Below are 22,127 nucleotides of genomic sequence, written 5' to 3' on the forward strand. Positions count from 1 at the left end.
ATGGTTTATGGCTGGCGGTGGGGCAGGGCTCCGACCATACCGTAGCGTTCCGTCACGCGAAAGCGTCAAGGGCCGCCACTTACGGCATCACGGCTTTATAAAAACGCGATACCGTAAGCGGCGGCCCTTGGGTAAATGGTGTCGTTCTGCGCCTTCTCCGCACAACGTCGTGTGTTCAGCCTTTCTACGTCAGGTCTGGCGGTGCCGGGTCAGGGCCGAGACCACATCCTGCGCGCCGATCGCACCAATCACCGTGCCGTTCTCCACCACGCCGACCAGGCCTGGCTGGCGGGCCATGGCGTCAAGAATATCGATCAGCGGCGTTTCCGGCGCGGCGGTGGCGGTGACGCCGACACCCGGCGTGTGACTGGTGCCGGCGGTCATGACATCTCTCGCCGTCAGCATGCTGATCGGGTTCATGTTACGCACGAAATCGGCGACATATTGATCCGCCGGGTTCTGGACGATCTGCTGCGGTGTGCCGCATTGGATGATCCGACCGCTTTCCATTATGGCGATGCGGTTGCCGATCCGGAAGGCCTCATCCAGATCGTGGCTGACGAACAGGATGGTCTTTTTCAGCCGGTGCTGGAACTCCAGCAATTCATCCTGCAAGCGGGTGCGGATCAGAGGATCGAGCGCCGAGAACGGTTCGTCCATCAACAGGATCGGCGCGCCGGTGGCAAAGGCGCGGGCCAGACCAACCCGCTGCTGCATGCCGCCGGACAATTCGTCCACCTTGCGGTCGGCCCATTGCGTCAGGTTGACCAGTTCCAACTGCTCGGCAACGATTTTCCGGCGTTCCTTTTCGCCGACCCCGGCCAATTCCAGCCCGAAGCCGATATTGTCGGCAACGCTGCGCCAGGGTAAGAGGCCGAATTGCTGGAACACCATCGAGACGCTGTGCATGCGCAGGTCGCGCAATGCCTTGCGGCTGGCCTGGTAGGGATCGACGAAGCCATTGCGTGACTTGACCGACACCGAGCCGCGCACCACAGGCGCCAACCCGTTGACGGCCCGCAGCAGCGTCGATTTGCCGGAGCCGGACAAGCCCATCAGCACCAGGATTTCGCCTTCCTTCAAGGTCAGCGAGGCATTGGCCACGCCGAGGATCAGGCCGGTTTCCGTGTTGATCTCGTCGCGTGTCCGGCCCTGATCGACCAGGGCAAGCGCCTTTTGGGGCCGATCACCGAAGATGATGTCGACATTTCCGAAGATGACTGCATCGCTCATTGGTCATCTCCCGCCGATGGAATGCGGAACATCCGGTCCAGAATGATCGCCAGAATGACGATACAAAGGCCCGCTTCGAAACCTCTGGCAATATTGACGGTATTCAGCGCCCGCACCACCGGAACACCGAGACCGGCAGCGCCGACCAGGGCGGCAATCACCACCATGGAAAGCGACAGCATAATGGTCTGGGTCAGCCCCGCCATGATCTGTGGCAGCGCATAGGGCAATTCCACCTTGCGCAGCACCTGGGTGGGCGTGGCGCCGAAGGCAACGGCAGCTTCCACCAGGGAGGAAGGGGTGGAGACAATGCCGAGCCGGGTGAGGCGGATGGGTGAGGGGACGGCAAAGATCACCGTGGCGATCAGGCCGGGAACCATGCCGAGCCCGAACAGGATCAGCGCCGGGATGAGGTAGACGAAGGTCGGGATGGTTTGCATCAGGTCCAGGACCGGGCGCATCAGCGCGTAGATCCATGTCCGGCGCGCGGCCAGGATGCCGAGCGGCACGCCGATCACCATGCAGACGGCGGTGGAGGCCAGAACCAGGGCCAGCGTCTCGGTGGTTTCCTTGAAATAGCCCTGGTTGATGATCAGCGCGAGGCCGAGAAAGGTGAAGATCGCCACGAGAAGGGAGCGGCGTAGCAGCCAGGCGATAATGCTGATGGCAAGTGCCGTCACCAGCGGGTGGGGATATTGCAGCACGAACAGAACGCCATCGATACTGCTTGAAATGAGGTGGGAGAGCCAGTCGAAAAACCAGGCTCCATTGGCCGTCAGCCAGTCAACAACGACTTTGGCGGTGGGGCCGATGGGAATTTTGAAATCAGTCAGCCAATCCACTGAAACGCATCCTTTCGAGCATTTGCAGGAAATGCGTAAAAAAAGAGAATAAGGAATAGCGGTGCCAGGGCGCAATGTTTCGCCCCGGCGCTATCGTTCACAGTCTGTTCAAGAATTGCTGCTGGCCTGGCGAAAATGGTGATTTCGAGAACCGGAACGGAGCGTACTTAACGTACGTGAGTACCGGAAGCGCAGAAATTGCCATTTGCAGGCGGCCAGCGGCGATTATTGGATAGACTGCCAGTGGTGCTTACAAGCCAAGCTTGGTCTTGACCGCCGCCAGTCCGTCCTTGCCATCCTTGGTGGTGACGCCAGCCAACCAGGGCTCGATCACGGTTGGATTGGCCTTCAACCAGGTCTTGGCAGCCTTGTCGGCGTCTTCGCCATCATCGAGGATCTTGCCCATGATGGCATTTTCCATGTCGAGCGAAAACTTCATGTTGGTGAGCAGCTTGCCGACATTTGGACATTCCTTGGCATAGCCGCCGCGCGCCACCGTATAAACCGTCGCGCCACCGTAATTGGGGCCGAACACCGTGTCGTCGCCATCGGCGAGATAGGTGATCTGGTGGGCGGTGTTCATCGGATGTGGCGCCCAGGCCAGGAAGATCACTGGCTTGTTTTCCTTGTCGGCGCGGGTCACCTGGCTCAACATGCCTTGTTCGGAGCTTTCGACGACGTTGAAGCCCTTGAGGCCGAATTTGTCGCCGTCGATCAGCGACACGATCATGCCATTGCCTTCATTGCCCGGCTCGATCCCGTAGATCTTGCCATCAAGTTCGGCCTTGTGGGCGGCGACATCCTTGAAGCTCTTAATGCCGAGCTTGGCGCCAGCCGCATTAGTGGCCAGCGTGTATTTTGCGCCTTCAAGGTTGACGGCGACGCTGTCGATCGATTTGTCGTCGAGATATTGCTGGATGGCTTCCTTCTGGGCTGGCATCCAATTGCCGAGGAAGACGTCGATATCCTTGTTCTTCATGGAGGAATAGGTCACGGGTACGCCGAGCGTCTTGACGTCGGCCTTATAACCCAGTGCCTCCAGAACGGTGACGAAGGAGGCATTGGTGGAGGCCAAGTCCGTCCAGCCGACATCCGAGATGCGAACGGTGCCGCAACTGGCGGCTTCCGCCGCAAAGGCAGCCGGGCTGAATGCTGCGACGCATCCGGCCAAGGCCAGCGCGTATTTCGGCAGTGCAAATTTCAGTGTCTTGGCAATCGGCATATTATGCTCCTTTTTTAGTTCCCGGCATTATGAATACATAAACAGCCGAGGCAAGCCTGCGTGTTCGCGCCGGTCCATAGGGGGTATTTGCGACATTTTGTCATCCCGACCTGAAAATGTGCTGTATCGCCGCAAATCCGGGCTGCTCGGGTGCAGAGCAGGTAGGCATCCGTGTGGTTGATTTTTTTTATGACGAGGCGTTCCGGGGAAGGATTTTGTGGCACGGTCTTGTCCAACCCCTGTTCTGATCTCTTGTCGAAATCCCGACAGAAATCGTGGGATTTTCGATTTTGCGGGTTAAAACCGCCTCGTTTTTGTGCTGCATGGCGGCGCCAAGAGACGAACCGCAGGGAGCTGGTGCTGATGGCCAAGCTGTATTTCAATTATGCCGCCATGAATGCCGGTAAATCCACCATGCTGTTGCAGGCCTCCTACAATTATCAGGAGCGCGGTATGCGCACGGTGATTTTTGTCGCCGCACTGGATGATCGAGCCGGGCGTGGCCGGGTCGCTTCCCGCATTGGGCTGTCCAGCCCGGCGGAAACCTTTGAGCCGGGAACCGATCTGTTTGCCGTGGTTGAGGCCATGCATGCGCACGAGCCGATTGCATGCGTGTTTGTCGATGAGGCCAATTTTTTGAGCGAGCACCATGTCTGGCAATTGGCGCGGATTGCCGACCGCCTGCACATTCCGGTCATGGCCTATGGGTTGCGCACGGATTTTCAGGGTCAGCTGTTTCCCGCCTCCCGACTGCTGCTGGGTATTGCCGATGAATTGCGGGAAATCCGTACGATCTGCCATTGCGGCCGCAAGGCGACGATGAATGCCCGCTTCGATGCAAGCGGCCAGGTGATGCGTGAGGGTGAACAGATCGAAGTCGGGGGTAACGAAAAATACGTGTCCTTCTGCCGCCTGCATTGGGATGAACTGTTCAATGGTTGAAAATTGCCTTTTGGCAAATTCAGCGGGCTATTCTTGAAAATATCGTCCCTTGCAAAGCGAGACCGCTTAAAAACGCCGGTTTGTCGTTGTTATTGTTGATGGGCAGACATATCTGTTGAGCAGTGACCGGACGCCGTGCGTCCGCCGTTGCCATGACCACAGGACGGGAGACAGGGCAGATGCTGAATGCGCTAACGGGGTTTTTCCGAGGGCTCTGGGGAGCGCTTCGGCGCAGCGGTAATCTTCTCTATACGGCGGTGGCCTGGCCCTTCCGCGCCCGCCATAGCGAAGCGGGTAAGCGGGCCTATATTTTCCGCGGCTCCGTCGCCCTGATCGTCTTGGTGCTGATTGCGGCCTATGGGCAGTTTTTGTGGCGCACGCAGGTCTGGTATGGCTTTGATCCGGCCTTTGCCAAGGCCTATGGCTTTGCCGACCGAAAGGTTGCCGCCGGACAGCAGATTGCCGACAAGCCCGGCACCTGCCAGAATTCCGCTATCGTCACCACGGTTGCCGACCTGACGGATTCCAATGTCAACCAGAATGTCTGGGTGTCTTCGACACTGCTCTACAAGCTTGGCCTGTTCGGGATGAGCTGGGATGACACGCCGTTCTTCGACAACAAGGCCTCGTTTCAGCGCGGTATCAACCAGGTAGCGCGCCGGGTTGGCATCGTATTGGCCGACGATCTGGGCCGGGTGAGGGGCACGTCCGGTATCAATACCGATCTGCAGGATGCGCGTGGCAATATCCAGTTTAACGAAGGCACCTGGTATTTCGGCGCCAATCCTTTTGGCTTCAAGACGCCTACGCCAAGCTATTATCGCGCCGCAATCACCAGCTGGCGCGGTTTTAATTCAGATCTTGAGACCTGTAAGGCTGTGTTTGACGCCCGGGCTGACAATCTCGTCAAACTGCTCGATGGATTGGCCAGCGACCTCGGCAACACATCCGACATTCTGCGCCGCCGCTCGGAAGAGCATAATGGCGGCTGGTTCGACACGCGGGCCGACGACCGTTTCTGGTTCGCCTATGGCCAACTCTATGGACAATACGCCCTGTTTCAGGCGGCAAAGGCCGATTTCATCGACGTGGTGCGCGAACGCAATCTGACGGCGATCTGGGCGGAGCTGGAAAAGCAGTTCGAAGCTGCACTCAAGGTTCAGCCGATGATTGTCTCCAACGGCAGCGAGGACGGGTTGTTCATGCCGAACCACCTCTCGACCATGGGCTTCTACACGTTGCGTGTGCGCGCCAATATGGTGGAATTGCGAGCCGTCCTGCAACGCTGACGGTCAGTGGCCCGGCGGGCAGACCGCCGGGCCATGTCTTACAATTCGATGAAGCTTGCCGTGGGTTCCAGTTGAAACAACTCATGCAGCATGCCGCGATATTCGCCTGATCCTCCTTCCACGGGATGATAGAGGCCGACGGTACGAATATATTTCAAGGTACCGCTTGTGGTGATGATCCGGTGGATACTGTGGAAAACACCACGACTGGTGGCGGCGCGATAATAGCTGTCCATCACTTGGTCCACGTCCTGCGGGTGCATGCGGTCGCAGAGATCCTTTACATTCAATGGACCTTCAGCATGGTCTAGCTCGTAGAGTTTCGACACATGCGGCGTGCCATATAAATGGCCCTGATCTATATCCAGTCGCCAGAAGCCACAGATATTCATGGCCTGGGTGAGGTTGACGACATCACATTCTTGCAATCCAATTGAATGAAAATCTTGAAGCGGACAAGGCCGCGGTTTGTTCGAGCGCCAAGCCAAGTGAAAAGCCTCCCTTTTGGCTTGGCTGAAGCAAATGAATTATTGAATGAGCTTCAGCCTAATGGCCTTTGCTACCAATTGCGTCCGGTTGACGCAATCCAGCTTTTTCATAGCTGTTGTCATATACGCGTTTATGGTGTGGTCGGAGAGGCTGAGGATCTGGCCAATTTCCACTGAGGTTTTGCCCTGCGCCGTCCAGCGAAGCACTTCCAACTCGCGCACGGAGAGAACATCGACATTCATCAATTCCGTGCGGCGGAGGCGGTCATAGGTGTCGAAAACCGCCATTGCCAGCATGCCCAGTTCATTAACCTCGCATTGGGCAAGAGGCGAGCGGTCTCCATCGAACCGCATGAAATACAGCCGGGAATCAAGGGAGGGGAAAATGAAGACAACGCCGACGATCAGTTTGAACCGCAACATCAGGTCGCGCATGGCAGGCGGCCATTCCTCCGCCATGTCATTCGGTTCCCTGAATTTCATGTCCCAGGTTTGCGGCAGGATCGAGCCGGCAAATTTCTTGACCACCGGGCAGAATTTCACGAACTGGTGGCGGTCGAACTCATGGCCGAATTCCATCGGCAAGGTGGTTTCCATGACCAGCGGCATGAGATGCACATCGGTCGCACACGGTGCGATCAGGATACTGCCATGCGACAGGCCAAACGCCTGGGCAACATTGCGCAGGACATCCGTGCAATGCTCACGGCTTTCCATTGCGGTTATTTCTGTACTGAGCAGTGTCTGGCGCTCGGCGATCAACATGAGGGGCGACTGAATTTGAGGTAAGGGCGGTGTGTTTGGCGACGAAGCGGATATAGAGGGATTTTATATATTAGATCCTAGAGCTTTCGAAAGTTCTTATCGATTAATTTCAAAAAATGTCTTTCAAAACTCTGTGAACTCATTAGCAAAAAAATATATATTTTTGCTTTAATTGAAGAGGTTGTAACGATGCTTTTTGGTTGCATTTCTTTTAGTGCGCCACTTCCGCGTCTATGCAGTGGAAAATGCATCGAAGCGAGTATTAAATGAGCGCCGGTCCCCTTAAAAGTCAAGGTAATAACGTGTCCTGCGAAAATAAGCGCTTTCTGTTGAGCTTGCGGCGGTCAACGTCTGCGAGATTGCTCCTCCGTGAAATCCTACCTCGAAATGGGTTTTGTCATCTAGGGCTTTTATAGGGATTTAGGCTGTTCTTTTGTCCTTGGCAATTACTCCGTCCGAGGTGGGCCGTTTCATGGTTTCCCGAGGTTTTCCGCAGGCAGGAGAATTTTTGCATCGCGCTCTACCGGGCGCGCTGAATTATGCGGTAAGACGATGCGCAACGGAAGATGGCCTATCGTATTGCCTTTGCGATATTTTCCATGCTTTCGCGGCAAGGATGCGTGAGCGTCTTGAAGACTTGATGTAAAGGGTAGACGCGCGGCTACTGCATAACTCCTTAAATCGGAATCGATTTAAAGGGGAAATTATGCAGCAGATTTAAACTGTTACAGCGTTCTTTGTGTGTTTTATAAAATGCATGGCGCTGTAGCGCGAGCTGCCTGAAAGAAAAGTGCCGGAAACGGTGTAGAGACAGGGTTAACAGGCTGATGTCGGATATTGAAATTGCACGTGCAGCATCGAAGCTTGCGATCACGCAGATTGGCGAGCGTCTGGGAATCAACCCCGGTGATTTACAGCCCTATGGCCATGACAAGGCTAAGATCAGCGCTTCATTCCTGCATTCGTTGGCGGATCGCCAGGATGGCAAGCTCATCCTAGTGACGGCAATCAATCCGACACCAGCAGGCGAGGGCAAGACCACGACGACGGTCGGCCTTGTGGATGGGCTGAACCGTATCGGAGCGAAGGCCATGGTCTGCGTGCGTGAGCCGTCGCTCGGTCCCTGTTTCGGGGTCAAGGGCGGCGCTGCTGGCGGCGGGCGCGCTCAGGTCGTGCCGATGGAAGACATCAACCTGCATTTCACCGGCGATTTCCATGCCATCACCTCCGCGCATAATCTGCTGGCGGCGATGATCGACAACCATATTTACTGGGGCAATGAACAGGATCTGGATTTACGCCGTATCGCCTGGCGTCGGGTGGTGGACATGAACGATCGGGCGCTTCGCGAGATGGTTGGCGCTCTGGGCGGCGTGCGCAACGGCTTTCCGCGCGAAACCGGCTTTGACATCACTGTTGCCTCAGAAGTGATGGCCATCCTCTGTCTTGCCCGCGATCTGGCCGATCTCGAAGAACGTCTGGGCCAGATCGTCATCGGCTATCGGCGTGACAAGACGCCCGTGCATGCCCGCGACATCCATGCCCATCAAGCCATGACGGTTCTTCTGAAAGAAGCGATGCAGCCCAATCTGGTGCAGACGCTGGAAAACAATCCGGCGCTGGTGCATGGCGGCCCGTTTGCCAATATCGCCCATGGCTGCAATTCGGTGGTGGCGACGAGGGCAGCCTTGAAGCTTGCCGATTATGTGGTGACGGAAGCGGGCTTTGGGGCCGATCTGGGGGCTGAAAAATTCTTCGATATCAAATGCCGCAAGGCCGGTCTTCGCCCGGCGGCTGCTGTCATCGTTGCCACGGTGCGGGCGTTGAAGATGAATGGCGGTGTTGCCAAAACGGAGCTTGGCCACGAGGATGTGGCCGCACTCGTCCGGGGTGCTGTCAACCTTGGGCGGCATGTGGAAAATGTTAGGGGCTTTGGTGTGCCTGTCATTGTCGCCATCAACCATTTCCTCTCCGACACGCCAGCGGAAATCGCCGCGCTTCAGGATTATGCCGCCAGTATCGGCGTCGAAGCCGTGCTCTGCCGTCATTGGGCCGAGGGTGGTGCGGGCATTGAGGAACTGGCGAGGAAAGTGGCAGCCATTGCCGATAGCGGCATTGCCGATTTCCAGCCGCTTTACCCAGATGACTTGCCGCTGTTTGCCAAGATCGAGACGGTTGCCAAGCGGATTTACCGCGCGGGGAGTGTGACGGCGGACCGTGCTGTCATCGATCAGCTCGCCCAGTTCGAGGCTATGGGCTATGGCAACCTGCCGGTCTGCATCGCCAAGACCCAGTATTCCTTCTCGACCGATCCGTCGCTGCTGGGCGCTCCCGATGGCCACGAAGTGCATGTTCGCGACGTGCGGTTATCAGCTGGTGCCGGTTTTGTGGTGGCGATCACCGGCGATATCATGACCATGCCCGGCCTGCCGAGAAAGCCAGCAGCCGAAACCATCCGGCTCGATGATGATGGACTGGTCGAAGGCCTGTTCTAAAGAAGAGTGCTGCGTTGTTTTACATCAGTAAAGTGCAAAATATAACATGATTTATTTAATCATGTTTTTAATCTTGACATAAAAAATCATGTTTAATAAGTGTCCGAATTAAGGCGCGCATGTCTGCCGCGCCTTTGTTTCGGGGACGACCAATTGCGTGCGAAACCGGCTGCACTGCCCTGTAGCCGAGGGGTTTCGTGCGCCGTATTGAAAGTTTGCACCATGTCTTTTCGGGGAATTCGGCCTGTTCTGTTTGCCTGCACGGCACTTTGCTCCTTCACTGCGGCTGTGCCTGTCATCGCGCAGGAAGCGGCAAAAACGGCGGAAAACTCTGGCTCTAACAGCCAGACCGAACTTTCCACCATTACCGTCAAGGGCCAGAAGGTTGTAAAGGGTTCCGTGGAAGACACGCCGGTGGCGACCCATACCTCGGCTGAGCAGTTGCAGAAGAAGCAGATCGATGATGTCGATGACCTCGGCAATACGGTCGAGCCGAGCGTGACCTATGTGAAGAATTCCAAGAGCGTCAACATTCGCGGCCTTGAGGCCGACCGGGTACTGACCACGATTGACGGCATTCCCGTGCCCTATTTCTTCGATACGGTCTATAGCTATGGCGGCGGTGCCGACACCTATGATTTCAACTCGCTGTCGTCGGTGGATGTGCTGCACAGCGCCGATTCCAGCCGCGCCGGGTCCGGCGCGCTGGGTGGCGCGCTTCTTCTGCATACCTATGAGCCCGAGGATTTGATCGGCGACGGCAAGAGCTTTGGCGGTATCGTCAAGCTCGGCTATGACGGCTCGGACAGGTCGTTGACCGCCTCAGGAGCCATTGCCAAGAAATTTGGCAATACCTCGGTACTGTTCCAGTCTTCCTACAAATACGGCCATGAGACCGAGACGACGGGCGATGTCGGCGGCACGCGCGGAACCCGGACGGAAGCCGATCCGATGAGCTATAACGACCGCAATTTCCTGTTCAAGATCCGCCAGGAGCTGGAAGGCGGTCATACGATCGGCCTGACAGCGGAGCATTACGACTATAATTCCAAGAAGGATTACAAGTCCAATACCAGCTACGGCACGACCTATCGCGCTGGTGATTACGATTATATCCAGGACAAGGGCCGCGATCGGGTTTCGCTCGACTATGTCTATGATAGCACCTCTGCGGATAGCTGGATCGACAGCGCCTTCGCCACCCTTTACTGGCAGCGCGCGACCCGCGTGGAAGGCACATCCAGCTACCGTCTGACGGCTCCAATCGGCATTTACGACCGGTCCATGGAGAGCGAACAGCGCGACATCGGGTTGAACACCTATGCCAATTCCGATTTCAGCACCGGCGCGCTGAACCACAAGCTGACATTCGGCGCTGACATCCGCTTCAGCCAGAGCAGCTATTATCTCGCCGGTCAGGACACTTGCTCAGTCACTTACGTTTCAGGCTGCGCCTATTACCACACCAACCAGTCCTATTCGCCTGACGTGAATTCCTACAAGCTCGGCGCCTTTGTCGAGGACAAGATTTCGCTGGGCAACAGCCCCGTTTCGATCACGCCCGGCCTGCGCCTCGACTGGTACAAGGAAGACCCGCAGGAGACCGATAGCTATAAGGGAACCATGCCCGAGGGGCAGGACGGCGCTCACCTTTCGCCCAAGCTGCGCGCCGCCTGGCAGGCAACACCGGATGCCGAGCTTTACGCCCAGTTTTCCACGGCCTTCAAGTCGCCCAATGCCTACCAACTCTATGTGGATTATGACAATGCACCGCTCTATCGCTCGATCGGCAATCCTGATCTGAAGCCGGAAACCAGCTGGGGCTTTGATGTCGGCGCCAATCTCGGCAACGAGGATTTCGGTGGCCGTATCAGCGCCTTTACCACTCGCTACAAGAATTTCATCGACACCTCGGATATCATCCGCACCACGGGCTATGTGCTCGGCACCTACGAATATATCAACCGCGCCAATGTCCGCATCAGCGGTGTCGAGATCGAGGGCCACAAGATCTTTGCCAACGGCATCAACCTGCATGGCTCGATGTTCTATGCACGCGGCACGGATCTAGACACCGACGAATTGTTGAGCACGGTACCGCCGCTAAAAGCCATTGTCGGCGTCGGCTATGAACGGGAAACCTGGGGTACGGATGTGAGCCTCGTTGCTGCCGCTGCCGTCTCCGACAAATCCAGCGCCTCTACCAAGCCTGCGGGATACGGCGTCGTCAACCTGACGGGATGGTGGGAACCGGAACAGACCAAGGGCCTGCGCCTTCAGGCCGGTGTCTACAATCTGTTCGACAAGCAATATTACGACGCGCTTGAAGTGAAGGACGTCGCCAATGCCAATGCGCTCTATTCGGAGGCCGGGCGGTATTTCAAGATCGCCATTTCTCAGAAGTTCTGATGGTTGACCCCGGGATGTGGCTCAGGCCGGTCAATCCGGTTCTTGGCAGACCCTGAAATCGTTGCGGCGCTTGATGAGATCCAGATGCAAGTGGTCCTTGTGGGTCTCGTCGGCGCCGGGGGCGAGAACAGTGGTGAAGTAGAGGCAGGCCGAGGCATTGACCGTCCGCTGGAAGGCGCCGGGCAGGGTGGGCTCGCTGTCGGGTACGATCTTCATGGGAACGGCGCCCTTTTCGAATTCCAGTCCGGCGATGTCGATGGCATTGCCCTTGGCATGTTCAGACATTTTGCCGGTGCTCAGACTGTTGCGGTTTCGGCAGATATAGGTGGAAGCCTGGTCGACGCCCTTCAGCCTGCCCTTGTCGGGCAGGGCCTGTTCAGCAGCAGGCACGACCACGGTTTTCAGCCATTGTGACAGTTCCAAAGCCGCCGCACAGCGCAATGTCCCTTTTGGCTTCAGGCTGACGCCTGGCAGAATTTCCGTCACCTCCAGCGGCTTGTCGATGCCACAGCCATCGCCGTCATCGATCCGGGGCCGTTCGGTAAATTGCGCGCCTGCCGCTTTCAGGTCAGTGAGGCATTGATTATAGGCCTGCGGGTCCTCCGTCATGATTGGCGGCGGCGGAGGCGGAGCTGGAGCTGGTGTTGGGGCCGGTGCCGGCTCCGCCGATGGGGCTTGGGCAGGTGAGGCCGGGGTAGGGGCCGGGACAGGGGTTGGCGCGGCGGGCGATGGCGCCGGCACGGGAACGGTTTCCGGTGCCGGAACCGGGGCCGATGTATCGCCGGGCTTGCCGGCATCCTTTTTTGTGTCGGAGCCTTTAACGCCGGAGGACGTATCTGACGTGTCGGTTGCGGTTTTCGGTTTACTATCGGGGACGGGTCCCTGTTCGGGAAGGGCGTCTTTGGGAGGGAGAGACGCGCCGCTCAGGCATATCAGGCTTAAGGCCAGCAGCAGCGTTTTGCATTTCATTGAGCAGTCCCCCAAGGTTTGTCGCTGAAGGGAACGTTTGAGCCTGCAATTGGTTTCAGTGTCTTAAGCCCGATGCCGCATATGGTTGATTGCTACTGGACGATAGACTGCCTTGAATAGAGGTTTGGGTATAGCGGTGGAGTGTCACGTCCCGCAAAAGGTTCGCGCTACTCGCTCGTCCACTGTCGGCGGCACTCTGAGATCTGCGGTGGCTTCCGTCTCTTCAAATGGCCGTTCCAGTGCTTGCGTCAGCCGTTCAAAGAACGAATAATCGTCATAGACCGCAGCCGAGATCGCCTCTTCAATGCGGTGGTTGCGGGGAATGAGGGCAGGGTTGATGGTTTGCATTTCCGCTTCGATCATCTCTGCCGGGCGCTCCGATCCGAGCCTTGCGCGCCAGCGGATCAACCAGGCGATCAGCGCGTCGGTTTCCGGTATCAGATCCTGTGCTACGCCGCCCCTGGCAATCCTGCCAAGCTGGCGGAAGGTCAGGGTGAAATCCGCCTCATTTGTCTCCATCAAGCCAAGGAAATCGTTGATCAGCGCCAGATCGGCTTCATCAGTACCCGTCACGCCCAGCTTGGCGCGGAAAGCCGCGAGCCAATAGGTCTGAAAGACTTCTCCGAAGCGGGCCAGCGCCGCATTGGCGTCTTCCACGGCCTTATCCTCGCCGCCTTCAAACAGCGGCAGCAGGCATTCGGCCAGCCGCGCCATGTTCCATTGGCCAATGCCGGGCTGGTTGGCATAGGCATAGCGGCCGCGCTGGTCGATGGAGGAAAACACCTTTTTCGGATTATACTCATCCAGAAAAGCGCAGGGGCCGAAGTCGATGGTCTCGCCTGACACCGCAACATTGTCGGTATTCATCACCCCATGGATGAAGCCGATCGATAGCCAGCGGGCAATCAGTGCCGCCTGCCGGTCGGCAATGGCGTTCAGCAGCGCCAGATAGCGGTTGTCGGTGTCTTTGAGGATGGGATAATGCCGGTCGATGACGTGATCGGCCAATGCCTTCAGGCTGTTATTATCCTGGCGGGCAGCAAAGAACTGGAAGGTGCCGACGCGGATATGGCTGGCGGCAACCCGCGTCAACACAGCGCCGGGCAGCGCCACTTCGCGTCTGACCGGCTGGCCGGTCGCAACGGCGGCCAGCGCCCGTGTGGTGGGAAGGCCGAGCGCATGCATCGCTTCCGAGACGATATATTCGCGGATCACAGGGCCAAGCGCCGCTCGTCCGTCGCCATTGCGGGAAAAGGGTGTGGGGCCCGCGCCTTTCAGCTGGATATCGCGCCGCCGCCCATGACGATCCAGCACCTCGCCGAGCAGAATGGCGCGGCCATCGCCCAGTTGCGGCACGAAATTGCCGAATTGATGCCCGGCATAGGCCATGGCCAGCGGGCTAGCACCCTGAACGATACGGTTGCCGGAAAAGATCTCTGCTAGCGCAGCGTCATCCTTGCCCTGCATGTCTAGGCCCAGGTCCTGCGCAAGCGCATGGTTGAACCTGATCAGCTTCGGCTGCGCCACGGGTTGCGGCAGAACGGCGGCGTGAAACGGTTCCGGCAGACGGGCGTAGCTATTGTCAAAGGCAAACATCTGAGTTTCTCCGGGCAACGTTCATTCGTGTATATGTGGCGCAGCGGCATGGGAGTGCAAGGCAAGAGCTGTGACGAAGCCGCATCCCCGGCAAATTGCGCATGGACAATTGAAAATTGCTTACGTTACAGTCGTCGCTGACATAAAGAGGAAACCGGCGGGACCGAATCCCGGACGCCAGGTTGACCAAAAAGAGGGACTGTTGATGTTCAAACGTTTTTCATTCACCGCTGCCATTTTCGCCAGCGCCGCCGCACCGGCCTTCGCCCATCTGAACCCCGCCGAACACGGCTCGGTGCTTGCTGGGATTTCCCATCCCCTGACCGGACCTGACCATATCATGGCCATGGTCGCCGTCGGTCTCTGGGCGTCCCAGCAGGGCGGCAAGGCACTGTATGCTGTGCCCGCCGCTTTTGTCGGCACCATGGCGATTGGCTTTCTTTTGGCGCTGGCAGGCGTCCATCTTCCCTTCGTCGAGCCAGCCATTCTGGCCTCCGTCATGGGACTCGGTCTGCTGGTTGCAACTGCCGTGCGCATGCCTGCGGCTGGCGCATCCGCCGTCGTCGCTCTTTTCGCGCTGTTCCATGGCTATGCGCATGGCACCGAACTGGCTGGCGCCGGTGCGCTGGAATTCGGCCTCGGCTTCCTGATCGCCACCGCTGCGCTGCATGCGGTCGGTATTGGCCTTGGCGTCGGTCTCAACCGCTTCGGTCCGCGCGTCACCCGTCTGCTCGGTGTGGCCACGGCGCTTGGCGGCGCGGCCCTGATGCTCGGCTGATAGTCCAATCAAGGCAAGACCAGCAACGGTGGGAGAAATCCCGCCGTTTTTCGTCGTGGAACAGAACAGGTTACATATTTGTAATTCACAAGGGCTTGGAACAGCCATGATTGCCACCCTAGATCATGGTCAGTCATGTCATCGGAGATGAGATCCATGTCACCGGAAGAGCGCCAGTTACTGACCCAATTGTTTGACCGCGTGCGCCAGGCGTCTTCAACGCCGCGCGACCGCGAGGCGGAAAGCCTGATCGAAGGCGAATTGCGCAGCCAGCCCTATGCCACCTATTATCTGGCCCAGGCGGTGATTATTCAAGAAAAAGGCCTGGAGGCAGCGACCGCCAAGATCCGCGATCTCGAAGACCAGATCGCCCATTTGCAGGACGAACTGTCCCGTGGACCGGCCCAACCGCCCGCGCAGCAGCAAGGCGGTGGCTTCCTAGGCGGTATCAGCTCGATTTTTGGAGGCGGCAGCCAAGCGCCTGCTCCATCCCGTAATGCCGGGCCTTGGGGTGCCGCACCAGCGCAGAACCGCGGCTATGACGATTACAGCCGCAGCGCCCCGCCACAATCCGGCCCATGGGGCGCGCAAGCCCCAGCAGGTAGCCAATGGCAACAACCAGCCGCAGCACCAGCCGGCGGCGGCTTTCTGCGCGGCGCCCTGACCACGGCGGCAGGTGTTGCAGGTGGCGTGCTGGTGGCTGATGCGGTGCGCGATATCTTCACCACCCACGGCGGCGGCTTCGGCAATATGCTGGGCGCTGGGGGAATGGGCGGCGTGGCTCAAGCACCGGTCGAGGAAACCATCATCAACAACAATACCTACAACATCACCGAGAATGGCCGCGACGACACGCCCGCTCAAAGCGATGGCAGCGGCTTCCAGCAGGCCAGCCTCGACACTGACAATGACAGCTATGACAATAGCAGCTTCGACGACAGTGATTTCGGTGGCGATGACAGCATGAATGCGTGACCCAAGCGGTCATCAGGAGCCGCGCAAGGCAACGCGCGGCTTAAAAACAAACTGAACTGCACATTGGACCGAAAGGAACAATCGAGGTCAATTTTTTCCGATGAATGCTAACGCCCCAGTTGGTTCGAAGGTCCGAAAGTATCTATCCGTCGATGTTCCCTATCCGGATCGTGAGGCCGTGCCGTTAGGCTATAGTCGCTGCGGTAGGTTTTACCGAGATCCGAGACGATTTCAATTTCACACGACGCTGTGGTTGAACCCATGATTGAAACCCGGATGGTCGCGCCAGCCAACCACGTTCGGGGCATAGTATTCGCCGCCATCATGCGATGGATCGCCGTCCGATAATAGAGAGCGGACAATGTGAAATCGGCATTGTCAGGAACGACTGTCCCGCGCTCCAGATCAAATTCGATTTGGTGCTTGCCTAGACCATGGAGGAAGGCGACATATTGGCCCAAGGCCCAGTAACCATTGAGGTCATTATATCAGCTGGCGAAGGTTCGAAGAATGTCGTGGCCAATAGCCTTGAACTGCTTTCTCCTTGGCATATGCTGCTCACTCTGGCGTCAGATTCCACAAGGGATATCGGAAAAGATAACCGTAGACACGACGATAATTTTTTGGGCAAAGCACTATCTATTCGAGGTGGGAAGAGGTCAAATCTTCCCATCCCACTCACCCCCGCCCACGATAGGTCGGCACGCCTTGATCCGGCAACCAGACACCCGTCGGCGCTTCACCGGTCTGCCAGAACACATCAATGGGAATGCCGCCGCGTGGGTACCAATAGGCGCCGATCCTGAGCCATTTCGGGTCGAGCAGTTCCACCAACCGCTTGGCGATGTAGATCGAGCAATCCTCGTGGAAGGAGCCGTGGTTGCGGAACGAGGTCATGAACAGTTTCAGTGACTTGGATTCCACCAGGAAATCGCCCGGAATATAATCGATGACGATATGGGCGAAATCCGGCTGGCCGGTCATCGGGCAGAGCGAGGTGAATTCCGGCGCGGTGAAGCGTACGACATAATCGGTTCCGGCATTGGTATTGGGAACCCGTTCCAGCACCGCCGATTCAGGGCTGGTCGGCGCATCCACCTGGCGACCCAGTTGGGACAGGCCGGAAACATCGGTCTTGCTCATGCATGTTCTCCTTCAAATTTGACACGGACGCCATGGGCCTCTTCGCTTTCCGGCTCCACATGGATCGTCACCCGCGCGCCCGGCTGCACGGCTTGTACCGCCGCTTCCAGCCTGTCGCAAATCTCATGCGCCTCGCCCACCGGCATCACGGCTGGCACGACGAGGTCGAAGCCAACAAAGGTCGCGGCTCCAGCCCGGCGGGTGCGCAGATAATGCACTCCGAGCGAGCCACTGGCGTGATCGGCAATCGCCTTTTTGATGGCATCTTCTTCCGCTGGCTCGACCGCCTTGTCCATCAAGCCATCGACGGAGTGGCTGATCACTTTCCAGCCCTGATAGATGATGTTGCAGGCGACCAGAATAGCCAGCAGCGGATCGAGAATGGCATAACCGGTGATCACCACCAGAACAAGGCCGATCAGCACGCCCACCGATGTCACCACATCCGACATGATATGCTGGCCATCCGCCGTCAGGGCGGGGGAGCGGTTGGCCTTGCCGACCCGGATCAGGATTGTCGCCCAGACCGCATTGACGACACCGGCGGTAAAATTGATCGCCAGGCCAAGCGCCGGGGCATCCAGCATGGCTGGTGCTTCAAGGGCGGCCACCGCCTCCTTCATGATCAGCAGCGCGGCAATGACGATCAGCACGCCTTCGATAACAGCCGAGATATATTCGGCCTTGTGATGCCCATAGGGGTGGTCGTGGTCGGCAGGCTTCTGGGCATAGCCGATGACGAAATAGGCGATGAAAGCCGCCACCACATTGACGGTGGATTCCAACCCATCCGATAGCAACGCCACGGACCCCGTGACCCACCAGGCCAGGAGCTTCAGGCCCAGCACGCCGAAAGATAGCGGAATGCCCCAGAAGGCCAGACGCTTGACGATAGGATTATGCTCGGACATCACGCCCACTCCTGCATTTGCGAACCAGTTGCAAAATTCATGCCCTTAAGACGGCAAAACCGCCCAAGCCTGCAAAGGCTGGACGGTTTATGATGGGTCTCATATCCTTGATATCTGCTAATCTGTCAAACCCGAAGGATGGATAATCCAAAGCGGCGTTAATAAATAGTAGCAATCTCTAAATCAAATAGTCGCCTTAGGACCTGTCGTCAGGGTGCCAGACGGTTATGCCAGACCCCATTGACGACCGAGCCCCAGAGCGTCTCGTCATTACTCGACACGATCAGTTCTCCTTTGCCGAAACGAACGGCGACCGGGCAAAAAGCAGCGATTGCAATCGCCCGCTGCTGATCTGAGGTAATTTTCAGCCAAGATCGATTATTAACATGCAAGCGTCCTTGCCCGGCTTGGTCATAATCCACATCGGCGATGACGGACTGTGCCTTCCAGACGTCCAGGTAAAGCATTTCCCGTTTGCAGATCACGTCCGGCGACGCGCTATAGAGATCGTCGGCAGAGACCGGCAAAGTCATGCTCTGCAAATGAACTGCTGCAATAACAACCACCCAAGCCAGCTTCATAAGATCTCCAGATCTCGCGTTTGATAAAAAGCATCAGCCTCGCAAGATCGCCATATGGATGACATCGACAAATCGCCCATCAATCCGTACCGCATCGCGGGCAACACCTTCGCGGAGGAAGCCGACGCTTTCATAAAGGCGGATGGCGCGGTCGTTATCGGCGTGAGCATCGAGTTCCACCCGGTGCAGACCGATTTCCCATGATGCCGCAAGGGTGGTTTCAATCAGCCGTTTGCCGAGGCCAGCGCCCCTGTAGCCATCGATAATGCCCATGCCCAGCACGCCGCGATGGGCATGGATTTCTCGGTCGTGGCGACGAATGTCGCACCAGCCGACGACGCGCGCACCATCAAGTGCCACGAACTGCGGATTGTTGCCGTGCTTAAGGTCAGCCACGAAATCCCGCACACGCTCCAGTGGCGGCGCTTCCACCATGCTCAGATAGCGGCGCTCGCGCGCCACGGTGTCGAGAGCCTGATGAAAGCTCTCGACATTGCTCGCTTCTATTGGCTGAATGATTAGCGTACTCACGCCGCCTTCACCTTCGCCCGCTTGGCCAGCTTTTCCACCACATTCTCGATCATTCGCATCCCGGCATCGTTGCCGAGTGTCATGATCGATTCCGGGTGGAACTGCACGGCGGCAACCGGCTCCTTGGCGTGCTCGATACCCATGATCGTCCCATCCTCGCTTTCGGCGGTGATGATGAAATCCTTCGGCAGCATGGCCGGATCGGCATGGATTGAGTGGTAGCGCCCGACCGTGACTTCCTTGTTCAAGCCGGAAAACACGATGCCGGGTTCCAGCACGCGAATGCGCGACGGCTTGCCATGCATCGGCACATCCAGCTGCCGCAGCACGCCGCCATAGGCCTCCGTCAGCGCCTGGAGACCAAGGCACACGCCGAAGATCGGCAGATTGCGGTCACGCGCTTTCTTGATCGTCGCCGTGCAATCGAAATCCGATGGAGAACCCGGTCCAGGCGACAAAACGACGAGATCGGGGTTCAGGCGGTCAAACACCTCCTCCGGCACCGGGCTACGCACCGTGCTGACGGTGGCGCCGGTCTGGCGGAAATAATTGGCCAGCGTGTGGACGAATGAGTCCTCATGATCGACCAACAGGATTTTCACGCCATGGCCGACAGCCGCCACGCCGCGCTGGGCCTTGGCGTTATGGCCGGTCTTTGCGTCACGGATTGCAGCAATCATGGCCGATGCCTTCAATTCGGTTTCAGCTTCTTCTTCCTGCGGATCGCTGTCATTGAGCAGCGTCGCACCGGCCCGCACTTCGGCAATACCGTCCTTGATGCGCACTGTGCGCAGCGTCAGCCCGGTATTCATGTCGCCATTGAAGCCGACCATGCCGACCGCGCCGCCATACCAGGCGCGTGCGCTCTTCTCATGGGCTTCGACAAAACGCATCGCCCAGAGTTTTGGCGCGCCGGTAACAGTCACCGCCCAGGCATGGGAGAGGAAGCCATCGAAGGCATCCATATCGTCGCGCAACCGGCCCTCGATATGGTCCACCGTGTGGATCAGCCGGGAATACATTTCGATCTGGCGACGGCCAATCACCTTGACCGAACCCGGCTCGCAGACCCGGCTCTTGTCGTTGCGGTCGACATCCGAACACATGGTCAGTTCGGATTCGTCCTTTTTGGAATTCAACAGCTTGAGGATCTGCTCGCTATCGGCAATCGGATCGTCGCCGCGTTTGATCGTGCCAGAAATCGGGCAGGTCTCGATGCGCCGTCCGTTGACGCGCACGAACATTTCCGGCGAAGCGCCGACCAGATATTCCTGATTGCCGAGATTGATGAAGAAGGAATAGGGCGACGGGTTAATGTCCTTCAACCGCTTGGAAATATCCGAGGGCTTGCTGTCGCACCGTTCCATGAATTTCTGGCCGGGAACCACTTCGAACAGGTCGCCCTTGCGGAAGCTTTCCTTGGCCTTCACCACCAGTTCGGCAAATTCGCCGGGCCGGTGATCGCCGCGCGGCGGAATGGTATCGGTGTGACGGAAAGGCTCCGGCGCAATGGTCTCGGCCTTGCCCGCCGTGGTCATGCCATCCTTTTCGAAATCATAGCGGTCAATCCAGGCCTTGGCGGAATAGTGGTCAACCACCAGAATTTCATCGGGCAGGAACAGGACCATGTCGCGCTGATCGTCCGGCCGCTTCAGTTTCAGATCAATGGCATCAAACTGGAAGGCCAGATCATAGCCGAAAGCCCCGAACAGGCCGATGCTGCTATCGGCAGACGAATAGAACAGATCGGTAATGGCGCGCAGCACAGTAAATACCGTTGGTGCCTTGGAGCGCTCCTCCTCGGTAAACACCCGGTCGGGGGTCTTCACCGTCAGGTCCAGCCGCTCTGTGGTCAGCGTGCCCAGCACCAGTTCCGGCACGGTCTTCAGCTTTTCGGCGATCAGCGACAGCAGCACTTCGCCCCGGCCATTGTAAGCCTCGATCCATACGGCGCGGCCAAAGCTGGAAATGCCCAACGGCGGATCGACAATGGCCGTATCCCAGCGGGTATAGCGGCCCGGATATTCATAGTTGGAGGAAAACACCGCGCCGCGCCGCTCATCCAGCTTTTCGACATAGCTGGACACTGCATCGGCATAGGGTGTGGCACGACGCTGGCGCGTGACCGTAATCCCGCCCCGGGTTTGGTAGACATCGCTATTATCGTCGCGAATAATGGTTGCCATGGCGCTTCTTCCTCATCGTAAAGCCCGTCAGTGAGGGGCCATGAACACAAAAAAGCCGCCTCAGGAAATCCGGGCGGCTTTGGGTCAATCGTCTTTAGACATGACTGGTCAAGGCCGCGTTAGCGAACCCACCACCAAGCATTCATGGACAAAACGATCTTCATGGCGGAATTCATAACCCGGTCCGCCACGCCGCGCAAGAGTGATTTTCAGCCCCTCGATCATAGGGGATCACCGTGCAAATGCTCCGTGCGAAACCGTGTCTCCCAGCTTTGGTTGATCTCGTCCGCCAGCTTGGCAGCTCAAGCGCCATCATCCAAGAACACGTCGCCTGACCCTTCTGCAGCAGTCCCACCGCAATCAATCGCATCGCCAATTCGCCCGGCAGGCTGGCCATTGATGAAGACCGTCGGCGATCCTGCTGCCAAAGCCCGGCCATGGCTTGGTTCCGGGCAGGAGGAACAGGCATGCGCGCCATAGGCATCCCCAACCCGTACCGCGCCGCGACCGTTGATGAACACATTACCACTGGCCTCGATAGAGGGTGTCGGCGGGAAATGGCAGGCATGGCCGGAACCAATATCGCCGAGGCGTGTGATGGCGGGCATAATTTTGTCACTTTCCAGTTTATCAAGTTGAACTTACTCACGCACACGTCAGATATGGATTAACTATTAAGCATTTTTTATTTGGGGGTATCGAAATAATTCCTCATCTCTGCATTGTAGGTGGCAATACTAATGTTAGCTGCGCGATGAGCTCAATTCGTGAA

General features: G+C 57.8%; 20 protein-coding genes. 6 read left to right on the forward strand and 14 right to left on the reverse strand.

The genetic code is table 11. The annotated features are described in order from the left end of the window. Nucleotides 1-189: 189 nt before the first annotated feature. From choV to ASB66_RS26115, 4 genes are all read right to left on the reverse strand, one after another. Entirely contained in the window at nt 190-1,233 is a 1,044-nt protein-coding gene (gene choV, locus ASB66_RS22335; protein WP_060719910.1) for a choline ABC transporter ATP-binding protein, read from the reverse strand. Continuing rightward, nucleotides 1,230-2,075: a choline ABC transporter permease subunit gene (gene choW, locus ASB66_RS22340; RefSeq protein WP_060719909.1), complete on the reverse strand. Its 846-nt coding sequence runs from the start codon at nt 2,073-2,075 to the stop codon at nt 1,230-1,232. The genes choV and choW overlap by 4 nt, the downstream gene beginning before the upstream one ends. Before the next feature lie 250 nt (nt 2,076-2,325). Further along, complete coding sequence (choX, locus tag ASB66_RS22345; protein WP_060719958.1) at nt 2,326-3,291, reverse strand: choline ABC transporter substrate-binding protein; 966 nt, start codon at nt 3,289-3,291, stop codon at nt 2,326-2,328. 20 nt (nt 3,292-3,311) lie between these two features. Next, nucleotides 3,312-3,668, reverse strand: coding sequence for a hypothetical protein (locus ASB66_RS26115; RefSeq protein ID WP_147274069.1), 357 nt, complete (start codon nt 3,666-3,668; stop codon nt 3,312-3,314). Here ASB66_RS26115 and ASB66_RS22350 point away from each other — a divergent pair. Continuing rightward, nucleotides 3,661-4,239 (forward strand): thymidine kinase, encoded by a 579-nt coding sequence (locus ASB66_RS22350; protein WP_060719908.1) that lies wholly within the window; start codon nt 3,661-3,663, stop codon nt 4,237-4,239. The two genes, ASB66_RS26115 and ASB66_RS22350, sit on opposite strands and share 8 nt — an antisense overlap. A gap of 179 nt (nt 4,240-4,418) precedes the next feature. Beyond that, a complete protein-coding gene (locus ASB66_RS22355) occupies nt 4,419-5,528 on the forward strand; it encodes a DUF2333 family protein (protein WP_060719907.1) in 1,110 nt (369 codons plus the stop codon). A 38-nt stretch (nt 5,529-5,566) separates the two neighbouring features. Here ASB66_RS22355 and ASB66_RS22360 read toward each other — a convergent pair whose 3' ends face one another. Together ASB66_RS22360 and ASB66_RS22365 are read right to left on the reverse strand one after the other, a co-directional pair. Beyond that, complete coding sequence (locus ASB66_RS22360; protein ID WP_141748657.1) at nt 5,567-6,016, reverse strand: PAS domain-containing protein; 450 nt, start codon at nt 6,014-6,016, stop codon at nt 5,567-5,569. Nucleotides 6,017-6,055: 39 nt separating this feature from the next. Next, on the reverse strand, nt 6,056-6,733 hold the full coding sequence (locus ASB66_RS22365) for a helix-turn-helix transcriptional regulator (protein WP_158544231.1): 678 nt from the start codon (nt 6,731-6,733) through the stop codon (nt 6,056-6,058). 875 nt (nt 6,734-7,608) lie between these two features. On the opposite strand from ASB66_RS22365, the gene ASB66_RS22370 reads away from it, so the two are divergent. Further along, a complete protein-coding gene (locus ASB66_RS22370) occupies nt 7,609-9,276 on the forward strand; it encodes a formate--tetrahydrofolate ligase (RefSeq protein ID WP_060719904.1) in 1,668 nt (555 codons plus the stop codon). Nucleotides 9,277-9,498: 222 nt separating this feature from the next. Continuing rightward, nucleotides 9,499-11,685 carry a TonB-dependent hemoglobin/transferrin/lactoferrin family receptor gene (locus ASB66_RS22375; protein ID WP_060719903.1) on the forward strand — a complete coding sequence of 729 codons (2,187 nt, stop codon included), beginning with the start codon at nt 9,499-9,501 and terminating at the stop codon, nt 11,683-11,685. 30 nt (nt 11,686-11,715) lie between these two features. Here the strand turns inward: ASB66_RS22375 and ASB66_RS26340 are convergent, their stop codons facing one another. After that, nucleotides 11,716-12,654: an extensin-like domain-containing protein gene (locus tag ASB66_RS26340; protein WP_081089181.1), complete on the reverse strand. Its 939-nt coding sequence runs from the start codon at nt 12,652-12,654 to the stop codon at nt 11,716-11,718. A 144-nt stretch (nt 12,655-12,798) separates the two neighbouring features. Then, on the reverse strand, nt 12,799-14,250 hold the full coding sequence (locus ASB66_RS22390) for a protein adenylyltransferase SelO (RefSeq protein WP_060719900.1): 1,452 nt from the start codon (nt 14,248-14,250) through the stop codon (nt 12,799-12,801). A gap of 205 nt (nt 14,251-14,455) precedes the next feature. On the opposite strand from ASB66_RS22390, the gene ASB66_RS22395 reads away from it, so the two are divergent. Together ASB66_RS22395 and ASB66_RS22400 are read left to right on the forward strand one after the other, a co-directional pair. Further along, complete coding sequence (locus tag ASB66_RS22395) at nt 14,456-15,028, forward strand: HupE/UreJ family protein (protein WP_060719899.1); 573 nt, start codon at nt 14,456-14,458, stop codon at nt 15,026-15,028. Between the two features lie 156 nt (nt 15,029-15,184). Next, complete coding sequence (locus tag ASB66_RS22400; protein ID WP_060719898.1) at nt 15,185-16,003, forward strand: DUF2076 domain-containing protein; 819 nt, start codon at nt 15,185-15,187, stop codon at nt 16,001-16,003. A 678-nt stretch (nt 16,004-16,681) separates the two neighbouring features. On the opposite strand, the gene queF is transcribed toward ASB66_RS22400, so the two are convergent. The 6 genes from queF to ASB66_RS22430 all read right to left on the reverse strand — a co-directional run bounded on the left by queF (nt 16,682) and on the right by ASB66_RS22430 (nt 21,963). Then, nucleotides 16,682-17,146, reverse strand: a complete 465-nt coding sequence (gene queF / locus ASB66_RS22405; protein WP_060719897.1) for a preQ(1) synthase — start codon at nt 17,144-17,146, stop codon at nt 16,682-16,684. Further along, on the reverse strand, nt 17,143-18,057 hold the full coding sequence (locus ASB66_RS22410) for a cation diffusion facilitator family transporter (protein ID WP_114386935.1): 915 nt from the start codon (nt 18,055-18,057) through the stop codon (nt 17,143-17,145). The genes queF and ASB66_RS22410 overlap by 4 nt, the downstream gene beginning before the upstream one ends. Nucleotides 18,058-18,266: 209 nt before the next feature. Continuing rightward, nucleotides 18,267-18,638, reverse strand: coding sequence for a hypothetical protein (locus ASB66_RS22415; protein WP_060719895.1), 372 nt, complete (start codon nt 18,636-18,638; stop codon nt 18,267-18,269). 33 nt (nt 18,639-18,671) lie between these two features. Continuing rightward, nucleotides 18,672-19,169 (reverse strand): GNAT family N-acetyltransferase, encoded by a 498-nt coding sequence (locus ASB66_RS22420; protein ID WP_060719894.1) that lies wholly within the window; start codon nt 19,167-19,169, stop codon nt 18,672-18,674. Then, a complete protein-coding gene (locus ASB66_RS22425) occupies nt 19,166-21,355 on the reverse strand; it encodes an anthranilate synthase (protein ID WP_060719893.1) in 2,190 nt (729 codons plus the stop codon). The genes ASB66_RS22420 and ASB66_RS22425 overlap by 4 nt, the downstream gene beginning before the upstream one ends. Before the next feature lie 302 nt (nt 21,356-21,657). After that, a complete protein-coding gene (locus ASB66_RS22430) occupies nt 21,658-21,963 on the reverse strand; it encodes a PAAR domain-containing protein (protein WP_060719892.1) in 306 nt (101 codons plus the stop codon). Nucleotides 21,964-22,127 lie beyond the last annotated feature (164 nt).

The sequence above is a fragment of the Gillisella vitis genome, from assembly GCF_001541345.2.
GTDB classification, from domain to species: domain Bacteria; phylum Pseudomonadota; class Alphaproteobacteria; order Rhizobiales; family Rhizobiaceae; genus Allorhizobium; species Allorhizobium vitis.